General features: G+C 41.2%; 14 protein-coding genes and 2 other annotated features (1 of these 16 only partly in view). Of the genes, 4 read left to right on the top strand and 10 right to left on the bottom strand.

Annotation, left to right across the window (positions count from 1 at the left end; all coding sequences use genetic code 11):
- Positions 1-15 precede the first annotated feature (15 nt).
- Positions 16-1,050, bottom strand: a complete 1,035-nt coding sequence (gene pheS / locus EBQ12_RS10605; RefSeq protein WP_099496663.1) for a phenylalanine--tRNA ligase subunit alpha — start codon at positions 1,048-1,050, stop codon at positions 16-18.
- A 376-nt stretch (positions 1,051-1,426) separates the two neighbouring features.
- Complete coding sequence (locus tag EBQ12_RS10610) at positions 1,427-2,170, bottom strand: TrmH family RNA methyltransferase (RefSeq protein WP_125589935.1); 744 nt, start codon at positions 2,168-2,170, stop codon at positions 1,427-1,429.
- A 113-nt stretch (positions 2,171-2,283) separates the two neighbouring features.
- Here EBQ12_RS10610 and sspI point away from each other — a divergent pair, with 113 nt between their 5' ends.
- On the top strand, positions 2,284-2,505 hold the full coding sequence (gene sspI / locus EBQ12_RS10615) for a small acid-soluble spore protein SspI (RefSeq protein ID WP_008346010.1): 222 nt from the start codon (positions 2,284-2,286) through the stop codon (positions 2,503-2,505).
- Between the two features lie 45 nt (positions 2,506-2,550).
- On the opposite strand, the gene cstA is transcribed toward sspI, so the two are convergent.
- Together cstA and EBQ12_RS10625 are read right to left on the bottom strand one after the other, a co-directional pair.
- Positions 2,551-4,347 (bottom strand): carbon starvation protein CstA, encoded by a 1,797-nt coding sequence (gene cstA, locus EBQ12_RS10620; protein WP_008346013.1) that lies wholly within the window; start codon positions 4,345-4,347, stop codon positions 2,551-2,553.
- 352 nt (positions 4,348-4,699) lie between these two features.
- Entirely contained in the window at positions 4,700-5,788 is a 1,089-nt protein-coding gene (locus EBQ12_RS10625; protein ID WP_125589937.1) for a M42 family metallopeptidase, read from the bottom strand.
- Positions 5,789-5,967: 179 nt separating this feature from the next.
- Between EBQ12_RS10625 and EBQ12_RS10630 the strand changes: the two genes are divergently transcribed.
- Positions 5,968-6,372, top strand: a complete 405-nt coding sequence (locus EBQ12_RS10630) for a hypothetical protein (protein WP_008346017.1) — start codon at positions 5,968-5,970, stop codon at positions 6,370-6,372.
- 17 nt (positions 6,373-6,389) lie between these two features.
- Here the strand turns inward: EBQ12_RS10630 and EBQ12_RS10635 are convergent, their stop codons facing one another.
- From EBQ12_RS10635 to infC, 4 genes are all read right to left on the bottom strand, one after another.
- Positions 6,390-6,656 carry a DUF1294 domain-containing protein gene (locus tag EBQ12_RS10635; RefSeq protein WP_008346019.1) on the bottom strand — a complete coding sequence of 89 codons (267 nt, stop codon included), beginning with the start codon at positions 6,654-6,656 and terminating at the stop codon, positions 6,390-6,392.
- Positions 6,657-6,719: 63 nt separating this feature from the next.
- A complete protein-coding gene (gene rplT / locus EBQ12_RS10640) occupies positions 6,720-7,079 on the bottom strand; it encodes a 50S ribosomal protein L20 (protein ID WP_007501659.1) in 360 nt (119 codons plus the stop codon).
- A 31-nt stretch (positions 7,080-7,110) separates the two neighbouring features.
- Positions 7,111-7,311, bottom strand: coding sequence for a 50S ribosomal protein L35 (rpmI, locus tag EBQ12_RS10645; protein WP_003216324.1), 201 nt, complete (start codon positions 7,309-7,311; stop codon positions 7,111-7,113).
- Positions 7,312-7,336: 25 nt separating this feature from the next.
- The gene (gene infC, locus EBQ12_RS10650) at positions 7,337-7,852 is read right to left on the bottom strand and encodes a translation initiation factor IF-3 (RefSeq protein ID WP_024718649.1); all 516 of its coding nucleotides are present in this window, start codon (positions 7,850-7,852) and stop codon (positions 7,337-7,339) included.
- Between the two features lie 71 nt (positions 7,853-7,923).
- Positions 7,924-8,055: a sequence feature (ribosomal protein L20 leader region), on the bottom strand.
- Between the two features lie 336 nt (positions 8,056-8,391).
- On the opposite strand from infC, the gene EBQ12_RS10655 reads away from it, so the two are divergent.
- Complete coding sequence (locus EBQ12_RS10655) at positions 8,392-8,967, top strand: DUF4352 domain-containing protein (RefSeq protein WP_035701957.1); 576 nt, start codon at positions 8,392-8,394, stop codon at positions 8,965-8,967.
- A 136-nt stretch (positions 8,968-9,103) separates the two neighbouring features.
- Positions 9,104-9,883 (top strand): HAD family hydrolase, encoded by a 780-nt coding sequence (locus tag EBQ12_RS10660; RefSeq protein ID WP_125589939.1) that lies wholly within the window; start codon positions 9,104-9,106, stop codon positions 9,881-9,883.
- Between the two features lie 55 nt (positions 9,884-9,938).
- Here the strand turns inward: EBQ12_RS10660 and EBQ12_RS10665 are convergent, their stop codons facing one another.
- Both EBQ12_RS10665 and thrS read right to left on the bottom strand, forming a co-directional pair.
- Positions 9,939-10,859 carry a methyl-accepting chemotaxis protein gene (locus EBQ12_RS10665; protein ID WP_125589941.1) on the bottom strand — a complete coding sequence of 307 codons (921 nt, stop codon included), beginning with the start codon at positions 10,857-10,859 and terminating at the stop codon, positions 9,939-9,941.
- A 171-nt stretch (positions 10,860-11,030) separates the two neighbouring features.
- Complete coding sequence (thrS, locus tag EBQ12_RS10670; RefSeq protein ID WP_125589943.1) at positions 11,031-12,971, bottom strand: threonine--tRNA ligase; 1,941 nt, start codon at positions 12,969-12,971, stop codon at positions 11,031-11,033.
- Positions 12,972-13,016: 45 nt separating this feature from the next.
- Positions 13,017-13,251 (bottom strand) — a binding site (T-box leader) (it continues 13 nt past the right edge of the window).

Here is a 13,251-nt window from a genome sequence, read left to right on the forward strand (position 1 = left end):
GTTGATTTCCTCCTCTTAGTCCTGCTTAAATTGCTTCGTGAATCTAATATCATTTGTGTAGAAATGACGAATGTCATCTATGCCGTATTTCAGCATCGCAATACGTTCAACACCCATTCCAAAAGCAAAGCCTTGGTAAGTATCTGGATCAAATCCGCTCATTTTTAATACATTCGGGTGAACCATTCCTGCACCTAAAATTTCAATCCAGCCTGTTCCTTTACATACGGAACAGCCTTTCCCGCCGCATTTAAAGCATGACACATCAACTTCAACGGAAGGTTCTGTGAATGGGAAAAAGCTTGGGCGCAGTCTAATTTCACGATCTTCCCCAAACATTTTTCTTGCGACTGTCTCAAGCGTTCCTTTGAGGTCACTCATGCTAATATTGTGATCTACCACAAGTCCTTCAATCTGCATGAATTGATGGGAGTGAGTGGCATCATCGCTGTCACGTCTATATACCTTACCAGGACAGATGATCTTCACAGGACCTTGGCCTTTATATTTCTCAAGTGTACGTGCTTGAACGGGTGATGTTTGTGTTCTCATGAGTGTGTCTTCAGTAATATAGAAGCTGTCCTGCATATCACGTGCAGGGTGTTCTTTTGGAAGATTGAGCGCTTCAAAGTTATAGTAATCTGTTTCCACCTCTGGGCCCTCTTCAACGGTATAGCCCATGCCGATAAATAAATCTTCAATATCTTCTACGACAATCGTTAATGGATGTCTTGCCCCGATTTTGATCGGACTTGCTGGCAATGTGACATCAATGGTTTGAGAAGCCAGTTTCTTTTTCACTTCTTCTGCTTCTAGCTGCTCATTTTTTTCAGCAATGGCACCAGCAATCTGCTCTCTCACTTCATTTGCAAGTGCGCCCATTTTTGGTCTTTCTTCAGCGGAAAGCTTGCCCATTCCGCGCAGCACTTCTGTAATCGGACCTTTTTTCCCTAAATATTGAACACGAATGTCATTGACTTCTTTGAGCGAGCTGGCTGCTTCAACCTTTGCTATCGCTTCTGCTTCAAGCTGTTTTAACGTTTCTTGCATGAGTGTGATCCTCCTTTTAATATACAAAACCGTCTGAATAAACGGGTGTTTGATTGTTTGAAGACAATAAAAAAACCCGCCCCTCCAAAAAAGAAGGGACGAGTTGTGGTCGCGGTACCACCCTTGTTAAGCACAAATATATGTGCGAATAAGCTTCATTGACATAACGGAATCAAACGAATCCGGTCCACCTTTACGCAAAACCTGCGGTCCCGGTGACAACTCCAGAGGTGAATTCCTGTTTCAGCATTCCTTAAATGCACTTTCAGTCTACGATGCATTCTCCCTAATAGGACGCTTCGTGAAACAATCTTCCTCTATCATGGTTTTTAAAATATTAGTTTCATTATAGTGAAAAATAGGACGTGTTGCAACACTATCCGCGCAAATGATAGACAAGAACCGCTGCTGCCACAGCTACATTTAAAGATTCTGCCTGGCCGTACATTGGCACATATAAATTTTGGTCTGTCATTTGCAAAATCTCTGGATCAATGCCTGCTCCCTCGTTGCCAACAATTAATGCAAATGGACCTTCTGATGCTATGTGTCTATACTCTTTCGCATTTTTTAAAGCAGTGCCATATACAGGTATACCTTGCGCCTTTAATGCTGGAATTGTCTGTTGAAGTGTTTGTTTTAAGATAGGCAGGTGAAAATGAGAACCTTGTGCTGAACGGAGCGTTTTTCCGTTAAACGCATCAACGGTTCCATCCCCTAGGACCACAGCATCAAGCCCCGCTGCATCTGCTGTCCGAATGAGTGTGCCTAAATTCCCCGGATCCTGCACTGCATCTAACAGAAGCATTCGTTCATACTTTTTCTCCTCAAATACAGGAATGGTACAAACCGCTGCGATTTGCTGAGGTGTTTCCGTTTCCGTCATCGCAGTAAAAGCCTCTTCACTTAATTCATACAGCTCAATGTCAGGCTCGATGTCAGCAGGGAGCATGTCAGGTGTTGTGATCATTAACTCTTTCACAACCCCGCTTTTTAATGCTTCTTCTACTAAGTGTTTTCCTTCAACAAGGAACAGCCCTGTTTTCGTTCGTTCTTTTTTTGTATGGAGCTTTTTCCATTGTTTAATGTGTGCGTTTTTAGCTGATTCTATAAATTTCAAGCGACTTTAACTCCTTTAAATATCATGAATTTATTATATCTCAAGCACACTACATAATAAACCTGTCTTTGACACAGAATAGAGCTATCACCATCAAAAAAGGAGTGTGGGCAATGGATTTTAATTTAAGAGGCGCAGTGATTCAAAACATTACTGGCCATAATCAAGAGCAGCTTGAGCATACGATTTTAGATGCGATTCAAAGCGGCGAGGAAAAAATGCTGCCAGGTCTTGGCGTTTTGTTTGAGGTGTTATGGCAAGAGGCATCAGAAGATGAAAAAAATGAAATTCTTGAAACATTAGAGCAGGGCTTAAAGCCTGAGCATCAGCAATAACAAGAAGCCGGTTTGCTTATCTATAAGCAAGCCGGCTTTGTTCATTTAGCCAGTGATTGGCGTCTCCATTCGAAGAGCTGGATCGCGCCAAATCTCGATCCATTTTTTAATAGCGAACACGATAATGACAAAACCTAAAATCAGCATAATCATCGAAAGCACGGCATTCAGTACACTGTAGCCAGATGCTTCAGGATTGAGATAGACATTCGCAACCATCCAATAACCCGCATAATTCACCGTCACATATAAGTAAGCAAGTGGAATTAAACAAGTCAACATATACCGCCTTTTATCCGCAATTTTTAACACAACCGTCGCCCCAATGATTAATCCGACCGAGGCCATTAGCTGGTTTGACACGCCAAAAAGTGCCCAAATGGACCCAATGTCTCCAGAGTAAAGCAAGTATCCCCACATAAAACAAGCAAGTGCACTTGCAAAGACTGACCCTGGTACCCAGTCATTTCGTTTCAGCGGTTTATATGCTTCTCCAAAGAAGTCTTGGATCAAATATCGCGCGACACGGGTTCCTGCGTCAATTGCCGTTAAAATAAAGACGGCTTCAAACATAATCACGAATTGGAAGAAATAAGAGGCCAAATGACTAAAGAACGGAATACCCGTAAAGATGTACGCCATCCCTACAGCTAATGTAACAGCTCCACCTGTTCTTCCTTCTAAGTCAAGACCGATTTCTTTACTTAGCTGCGGAAGATTCTCGACACTCATACCAAGCGTTCGGAACACTTCAGGTGTACTATTAATTGCAAAATAATCTCCCGGATGAAGCGCAGTAGCGGCAATTAACGCCATGATTCCCACTAAACATTCTACGAGCATCGCGCCAAACGCAACCGGTTTCATATCACTCCAACGATCTAGCATTTTTGGCGTTGTGCCTGAGCCAACAAATGCATGAAAGCCCGAAATCGCGCCACAAGCAATGGTAATCGAAATAAAAGGCCAGACAGGTCCAGCTAAGACAGGTCCTCCGCCACTCACAAACTCTGTAAACGCCGGAAATTGGATGGTTGGATTAACCACAAAGATTCCCGCAATCAGCGCGATGAATACACCAATTTTCATAAAACTGCTTAAATAGTCTCTGGGTGCCAAAAGCAGCCAAACCGGCAGGGCCGCGGCAAAGAACGCATAGATTGGCAGGGCAAGGGCAAGCGTTTTTGTATCAAGTGTTAACAAATCTCCAAGTGCTGTTCCTTGAATATTCGGTCCAAGGAATACCCCCAACATCAATAATATGAATCCCGCAGATGTCGCCAGCTTTAAATTGCCCGTCTTTTTATAATAAAGGCCAACTCCCATCGCTATTGGAATGGTAATACCAACTGCAAAGGTTCCCCAAGGATTTCGTTCTAAAGCATGAAGCACAACCATGGACAGTCCTGCCATTGTAATTGTAATAATAAATAACATGGCGAGCCCTGTGCAAAATCCTGCCACAGGACCAAGCTCCTCTTTCGCTACCTCTGATAGTGATTTCCCCTTTTTCCGCATCGAAGCAAACAAGACCACGAGATCATGAACAGCTCCGCCAATCACCGCTCCAATTAAGAGCCAAAGGAGACCAGGTAAATACCCAAATTGTGCAGCTAAAATCGGACCAACTAATGGACCGGCAGCGGCAATTGCAGCAAAGTGATGCCCAAATGTGACCCATTTGTTTGTTGGCACATAATCTTTCCCGTCCTCGAGTGCATGGGCCGGCGTAGGATGATCATCTGTGACCTTTAATACCTTCACCATCATAAACGTACCATAGAGGCGATAGGCAATCGCTAAAATACACATCGATCCTATCACAATTGAAACCGCATTCATTTAACCATCCCCTTTGTATAAACAATTTGTTACAAATATAACATAAATTGATTGATTTTTCTTTCTTTTAAAACCAAGTTGACAAATAGGAATAATTGATTTAATCTAAAATAAGCTTCACCTACTTCCATAAACTCTCTTTTGACAGAGCAAGTTTGAGGCTCTGTCCTTTTTTATTGATTTCATCTTACATAAATACAAGATGGATCACATGTGCCTTCCTCACTAGAAAAATATCACTTCATTTACTTGAAAACAGTTCTTTTGACACAACTGACATTCCAACGTTCATTTCCTGGGAAATTCAACGCAATTAAAAAACCTTTCCCCATACTGAGGAAAGGTTTCATCATTAAGAACCGTACGTAATTTGTTCGACCGTTTTTTGATCAAGTCTTTTGATGACTTCTGTTAAAAGCTTCACCGCATTTTCATAATCATCTCGATGAATCATGGCTGCATGGGTATGAATATATCTGCTTGGAATCCCGATGGATAGTGATGGAACACCATGACCTGTTAAGTGAATACCTCCAGCATCTGTTCCTCCACCTGGCATGGAATCGTATTGATAAGGAATGTTTAATTCATCTGCAGTTTGGACAACAAAATCGCGAAGCCCTTTATGAGAAACCATGGAAGCGTCGAATACGACAATCGTTGGTCCTTTGCCAAGTTTACTTGTTGCTTCTTTTTCAGTAATACCTGGTGTATCACCTGCTACTCCAACATCAATAGCAAATCCAATATCAGGCTGGATGGTAGCTGCAGCTGTTTTAGCTCCGCGCAAGCCAACTTCCTCTTGGACAGTTGCTACACTGTATGCAATATTTTCATGTTGAGTATCCTTTAAATTCTTCATGACATCAATCGCTACTGCGCAGCCGATACGGTTGTCCCAGGCTTTTGCAAGAAGCATTTTTTCGTCATTCATTACCGTAAACTCAAAGTAAGGTACGATTTGATCTCCAGGGAGGACACCCCATTCCATTGCCTGTTCTTTGCTCGAAGCCCCAATATCAATGAACATATCTGTGATTTCGATTGATTTCTTTCGTGCTTCTGGTGATAAGACATGTGGCGGTTTAGAACCAATCACACCTGTAATGTCCCCTTTTTTCGTCACAATGGTGACACGCTGCGCCAGCATAACTTGTGACCACCAGCCTCCGACCGTTTGAAAACGAATATAGCCTTTGTCATCGATTTTTGTCACCATGAATCCTACTTCATCTAAGTGACCAGCAAGCATCACTTTAGGCCCATTTGAATTTCCTTCCTTCTTAGCAATTAAGCTGCCAAGGCGGTCTGTAGAGACTTCATCCGCATATGTTTCTATGTATGACTGCATGACTTTTTTTACATCACGTTCATTTCCTGGAATCCCTTTTGCATCCGTTAGGTCTTTCAGCATAGTTAATGTTTGATCTAGTTTTGTCATTCTGTGTATCCTCCTTTTTCTTCATGGTGCATTCTTATTATACAAAACCTCTTTCGTTCAATACGATCTTTTTATGAATATTTTTTCGTTTATCGAAATATTTTTTTAAAAAAAGTTGAAACCTTTTGACTTTCTCATTCGTAGTACATCAGATAACGGTATTGGAGGTGCATCCTGTCATGTTTGTCATCCTCATTAGACTTGCTCTTGTTGCACTGCTTGTCTATATTTTCTACATGGCGGTAAAATTCTTCTCAAATCCGAGAAGAAAGCTGAAACAAGCACAATTAAAAGAAGGCTTTTATTTTATGGACGAACAGCAAAATGCTCGCAAAAATTTCAATTTCGTCTATAAAGGTGTCTTGTTTGAAGGGGAGAAACATGTTCCTTCTAAGGATCATCCTCTGTTTGTCCACTCCATTTACGTTTGGACCGAGTCACCTGAGAAGCTAAATGAATTCACATTAGAAGACTTTGAAAAACTTGAGGAAAACATCATTGAACGGTATCCTCAAACAAAAATTGATTGGGATCAGCCCATCAAAAAAATCAAACAAAAAAAGGGAGCAGATACGCCGACTTAACGGCGTCTGCTCCCTTTTCAGATGAGATTGAGATAGACCAATATCACCAATTGGACAACAATTAAAGCAGGCATACCCATTTGAAAGGCAGGATGCTTTGTTTTATGACGAAAATACTGCATGCCAAGAAATGACCCGGCAGCACCAAAAAGTACTGCGGCACTCCATAAGTGCGCTTCTGATATTCTCCATTTATGTGCTTTCGCCCGGCGTTTATCCTCTCCCATGAGACAAAACCCATAGACATTGACCAAGATGAGCAGCACGATCAGAGCGATATTCATTGATTTCACCTCACATGATGAGAAAAAAAGATCACTCCTCGGCGGAATGATCTTTTATATGACTTATTTGTCTAGTTGTGCTTTTGCAGCATCAGCAAGCTGGTTGAACGCGTTTAAGTCATTCACAGCAAGGTCAGCAAGCATTTTGCGGTTTACTTCGATACCAGAAAGCTTTAAGCCATGCATTAAACGGCTGTAAGAAAGACCGTTCATACGAGCTGCAGCATTGATACGAGTGATCCATAGTTTACGGAAGTCACGTTTTTTCTGACGACGGTCACGGAAAGCGTAGTTTCCAGATTTCATCACCTGTTGGTTTGCTACTTTATATAATCTATGTTTTGAACCGAAATAACCTTTTGCTAATTTAAGAACCTTTTTACGACGCTGACGCGACACAGTTCCGCCTTTTACTCTTGGCATTGTAATTCCCTCCTATGTTTCCTATTCCAGATTACTTGATGTTTGCAAGTTGTTGTTTGATACGTTTGAAATCTCCAGCACTTACGATTGCGCTCTTACGCAATTTACGTTTTTGCTTTGTAGATTTGTTAGCGAACAAGTGACTTGTGTACGCATGAGAACGTTTAAGTTTACCAGAACCTGTTTTTTTGAAACGTTTAGCAGATCCGCGGTGAGTTTTCATTTTTGGCATTGGATGTTTCCTCCCTCTGTTACTTTTACTTTTCGACTTTTGGTGCAAGCATGAGGAACATGCTGCGTCCGTCCATCTTAGGTTTTGTTTCTACTGTTGCTACTTCAGCGCAAGCTTCAGAGAAACGGTCTAACACGCGCTGTCCGATTTCTTTATGCGTAATCGCACGGCCTTTAAAGCGGATAGAAGCTTTCACTTTATCTCCCTTTTCAAGGAATTTGATTGCATTACGGAGCTTCGTGTTAAAATCATGTTCATCGATTGTCGGGCTCAACCGAACTTCTTTTAAGCTAATGATTTTTTGATTCTTACGTGCCTCTTTTTCCTTCTTCTGTTGTTCGAAACGGAACTTACCGTAGTCCATGATTCGGCAAACAGGTGGTTTTGCATTTGCAGCAACTAACACAAGGTCAAGATTGGCTTTCGTAGCAATTTCCAGAGCTTCCTGGCGGGTTTTAATCCCAAGCTGATCGCCATTTTGTCCGATCAAACGAACTTCACGCGCACGAATACCTTCATTAACTAATTGATCTTTGCTAATAGTGAGCCACCTCCATGAGATTTTGAATTGAGTTCACAATTCATTTTGACCATTTCGTTGTATGTTTTACAGGCAAACAAAAAGTGTGGGCATATAAAACACCCACACTGCGAACATTTGCATGAAAAAATAAATGTACGGTCAACCTGTCAACTACAAACATGTGTCAATCAGGTGAGAAGCGGGTGCTTCTGCTTGTGATATCTATTCAATTCGTTAACTATTCTACACAATTTTCATTTGTCCGTCAAGTAACGGAACTCTTGAAACAACTTTTTCATTTTAGCATGACGAAATGATTTGAGCAAGCCTTATTTAAAAAGAAATAAAGTCTCTTCAAATCCTTCAATTTTTCATTAACACACCGATATAAATCAAGTTGTATACATAAATAAACCAAAATATAAATCATATTCCATATAAAAAAGGGTATTATATCTATTTTTTCAAAAAAATGATTGATTTTATAATTCTTTAGACTTATCATTGGTGAGGTATTCAAATTCATTTAATAAAATAAGGAAAAGTAGGGGATTTATTTGAAAAAGTTTTTTAAGATTGGGTGTCTTAGTATCATTATTCTCATTTTGATTATTATCTTTGTATCTTGTATGGCTGGGGGCGGCAGCAAAAAAGATAATACATCAAATACTGGTTCTAAAAATGCAGTAACGAGTAGCGAAAAGAAAAATGATAAAGAAAAAACGCATAAAATTGGAGATAAAGTAGCAGTCGAAGACTTTACTTATCAAGTAAACAGCGTAACAGAAGCGAAATCTTTACAAAAACAGTATATGAGCGATGTAACGACAGACGGCAAATTCGTGATTGTTGAAGTAACGGTCATAAATACAGGTAAAAAAGATAGAACGGTAGATACTGAGATGTTTAGGTTAATTGGCAAAGACGGTACAGAATACAAATCACTCGCAACAAATAACATGTATGTCAATGATATCGATTCAAGTTTCTTCTTAAAACAAATAAATCCTAAATTATCTAAAAAAGGTAAAATTGCTTTTGAAGTTCCAAACGAAAAGAAATTCTCGCTTCAAGTCTCATCAGGACTAGGATGGACTGGCGGTAAGTATAAGACCATTGATTTATCAAAATAATGTAAGAGTGCACATTTTTGTGCACTTTTTTTATTACTAAATAATCTATTTAAACTCTAAAACTTCTATTGTAAAATGAACATGAGCCTGTCACATGCAATTGAGGGTAACTACATACATAACAAGGGAGAAGATCATGAAAGCCGTATTTTTCGATTTAGATGATACTTTGCTTTGGGATGAAAAAAGCATTCATACCACTTTTCAGGAAACATGCAGGGAAGCGGAAAAGAAATATGGACTTGATCCAGAATCGTTTGAACAGATTGTGCGTGAAGAAGCAAGAAAGCTGTACTCTTCTTATGAAACATATGATTATACTGTCATGATTGGCATTAATCCTTTTGAAGGACTGTGGTCCAATTTTAGTGAGCCGATTAGCGAAGGCTTTCAAAAGCTGAACGCCCTTGCACCAGAGTATCGCAAAAACGCTTGGACGAACGGCTTAAAAGAGGCAGGAATTGACGATGAAGTATTTGGTCAATACTTAGCAGATTTCTTTGCAGCAGAGCGCAGAAAACGCCCGTATGTCTATGAAGAAACGTATCCTGTTTTAGAGCGCCTGAAGGGCACCTATGAATTACTCCTTTTAACAAATGGAGATCCTAGTCTGCAAAAAGAAAAACTTGCAGGTGTTCCGGAACTTGCCCCTTACTTTAATGAAATTGTGATTTCTGGAGATTATGGAAAAGGAAAGCCTGATCCTGGCATCTTTGAGCACTGCCTTCTGCTGTTAAATCTCACAAAAGATGATGTCATCATGGTAGGAGATAATCCAAAAACAGATATTCTCGGGGCATCTCGCGTTGGCATCCAAACCGTTTGGATCAATCGTCATGGCAAGAAAAATGAAACAGATGTGACACCAGATTATGAAATTAAAGACTTACACGAATTGTTTGATATTTTAAAATAAACCATAGGAAAAACACCCTTCTCCTGATCGAGATTGGGTGCTTTTTCGTTTTCGGCTATACAATTGCTGCTAAGCTTTGTGCTTGACGATCTAAGCCTCGTGCTGCTTCTCCTACATTCATGAATTCCTCGCTTGCTTGCTTGACAAGATCCCGGTTTGTAAACACGCTTGTCTTTGCACGGCTTGTTCCGGTGCTGACCTTTTCAACTTCTAAATGGATCGCCTTCACATAACGATCCACCTTTACGATCGCTTCCTTTGAATCTGTCGCAAGCTTACGGATTTCTGCCGCAACGACACTAAAGCCATTTCCATAGGAACCCGCATGCGCAGCTTCTATGGCCGCGTTCAATGCGAGCAGCTGCGTTTGGGAAGCGATACTGTTAATCGTTGTAGCAATTGAGCTGATCGACTCCACCTGCTCTGTTAACCCTTCTAGCAAACTCATGTTTTGGTCCGTTTCATTCGCGATATGTTCAAAAGAAGCATTTACACTTTGACTATGCTGGATGCCGATTTCCGCTCGCTCCATTAATTTTGCAGACATATCTTTTAGGTCTTCTACTACCTGCTTCATTGTGTTTTCTCTCTCCGTAATATCTGTTGCCACTTTCACGACAGCCACTACGTTCCCCTCTTCATTGAGCACTGGTGTATACGTCGCTTCAAGCCATAAGGTGTCACCGTACTTCGTGATCCGCTGCACCTTTTCCTGAAACACTTGACCATTCTTCAAACGCTTCCAAAACATTTGATAACTTGCGTCTTCTGCAATATGCGGAGGACAAAACTGTCTATGCTTTAAACCAATCATTTCTTCCTTTGAATATTTCATGGCTTTTGCAAAAATATCATTGACCCATAGGACCTTACCTGTGACATCAAATTCAATCATCGCCAGTGAGTGCTCTAGCGCACGAAGCACAGCTGATTGCTCCAATACTTGTGTTGATACAGTATTTGTTGTTTGAATCATCGCTTTCATTCCCCCAATTTGCCTCTCTCTAATAGTACATACTTACCCATACTTTCGTACTATCTAAACGTATCATTTGCGCAAATGGATCACTAGTGGAGAATTTTTTTCCATAAGAAAAAAGCCAGCAACCTCAATAGATGAGATCACTGACTGTTTCGTGCGCCTTCATTATTTTTTTGCTTCTGCGACTGCATGTTTCACAAAAGCTTCGAGATCCATTGTTTCTGAATCTTGTTCCCCATATTTTCTTACATTGACCGCGCCATTTTCTGCTTCTTGATCACCGACAACCAGCATGTACGGAATCTTTTGCATTTGCGCTTCTCTAATTTTGTATCCTATTTTTTCATCACGACTGTCTAGTTCTACACGCAGTCCTTCAAGCTGCAAACGTTCTTGCACTTTTTTCGCGTAATCTAGATGGACAGATGGTGAAACCGGGATGACTTGGAATTGTACAGGTGCCAGCCATGTTGGAAGAGCTCCTTTGTATTCTTCAATTAAGAAGGCAACGAAGCGTTCCATTGTGGACACAACTCCTCTATGAATGACAACTGGACGATGGTGTTTTCCATCTTCTCCGATATATGTGAGATCGAAACGCTCTGGAAGTAAGAAGTCTAGCTGTACAGTAGACAAAGTCTCTTCTTTTCCAAGAGCTGTCTTTACTTGGACGTCAAGCTTCGGACCATAAAATGCCGCTTCGCCTTCTGCTTCATAGTAGTCATGTCCAAGCTCGTCCATTGCATCTTTCAGCATAGACTGTGCTTTATTCCACATCGCATCATCGTCGAAATACTTCTCAGTATCCTCTGGATCACGGTAAGATAAGCGGAACGTATAATCATTTAAGCCGAAGTCTTGATACACTTCTTCAATTAAACGAACTGTGCGGATGAACTCATCTTTGATTTGATCTGGACGAACAAAGATATGGGCATCGTTTAATGTCATCCCGCGAACACGTTGAAGGCCGGATAAAGCGCCTGACATTTCATAGCGGTGCATTGTTCCAAGCTCTGCAATCCGAATTGGCAGTTCACGATAGCTATGAGGTTCATTTTTATAAATCATCATATGGTGCGGGCAGTTCATTGGACGAAGGACAAGATCTTCGTTGTCCATTTCCATGACCGGGAACATATCTTCTTGATAATGCGCCCAGTGGCCTGATGTTTTATACAATTCCACACTCGCAAGAACGGGTGTATACACATGCTCATAACCAAGGCGTACTTCTTTATCAACAATATAACGCTCAATGACGCGGCGGATTGTTGCCCCTTTTGGCAGCCAGAGCGGAAGACCTTGGCCCACCTTTTGAGAGTTCGCAAACAGTTTCAATTCTTTTCCTAGTTTACGGTGATCGCGCTCTTTTGCTTCTTCAAGCAGACGTAAATGCTCGTTTAATTCTTCTTTGCTGAAGAAAGCTGTTCCGTAAATACGCTGTAGCATTTGGTTGTTACTGTCGCCTCTCCAGTAAGCACCTGCAAGGCTTAACAGCTTGAATTCTTTGATTTTCCCTGTAGACGGCAAGTGAATGCCGCGGCATAGATCGAAGAATTCACCCTGCTCATAAATTGTGACAGCTTCGCCTTCCGGGATTGCCTCTAACAACTCGAGCTTCAATTCATCGCCAATTGCTTCAAAGCGTGCTTTCGCTTCTGCTCTTGAAACTTCAATGCGCTCAATCGGCAAATTGCTGTTAATGATTTTTTTCATTTCTTTTTCAATCTTTGGTAAATCTTCAGGTGTAATCGCTACATCGATGTCGACATCATAGTAAAAGCCATTTTCGATGACAGGGCCTACGCCAAACTGGACGTGATGCTCTTTTCCATAAATGCGTTTGATTGCCTGTGCTAGTAAATGCGCTGTGCTGTGGCGCATAATATCGAGCGCTTCTTCACTCTTATCTGTGATGATCTCGATTGTTCCACTTTCTAACAGCGGCGTACGCAGATCTATTTCTTTGCCGTTCAATTTACCGGCAAGCGCTTTTTTCTTTAGGCCTGGGCTGATTGATGCCGCGATGTCTTCTGTTGTAGCTGTTTTGTCAAACTCCTTGACTGCTCCATCGGGAAATGTAAGTTGAATTTGTTCTGACATCTCTAGTCACTCCTTTTTTTGGCAATATAAAAACCCCGCCCCCTGGAAAGGGACGAGGTTGAATAAACGGAATCGTGGTTCCACCCTTTTTCCCGTATTTGCAGCTTGCTTTGTCAAAAGCAAATACGGCTTGTGGTTCAATAACGGGAATTCCCGTCAGCTATTACTAAACAGTTCACAGCTGATGTTCAAAGGTGGTAAAGCAAATGGTCCTCTGCTAGGAAGCTTTCAGCCGCGGCTTCCCTCTCTTTAAGCGGGTGTTCATTTGTTCATGTCCTTA

Source organism: Bacillus sp. 2B09, assembly GCF_003946835.1.
GTDB classification, from domain to species: domain Bacteria; phylum Bacillota; class Bacilli; order Bacillales; family Bacillaceae; genus Bacillus; species Bacillus altitudinis.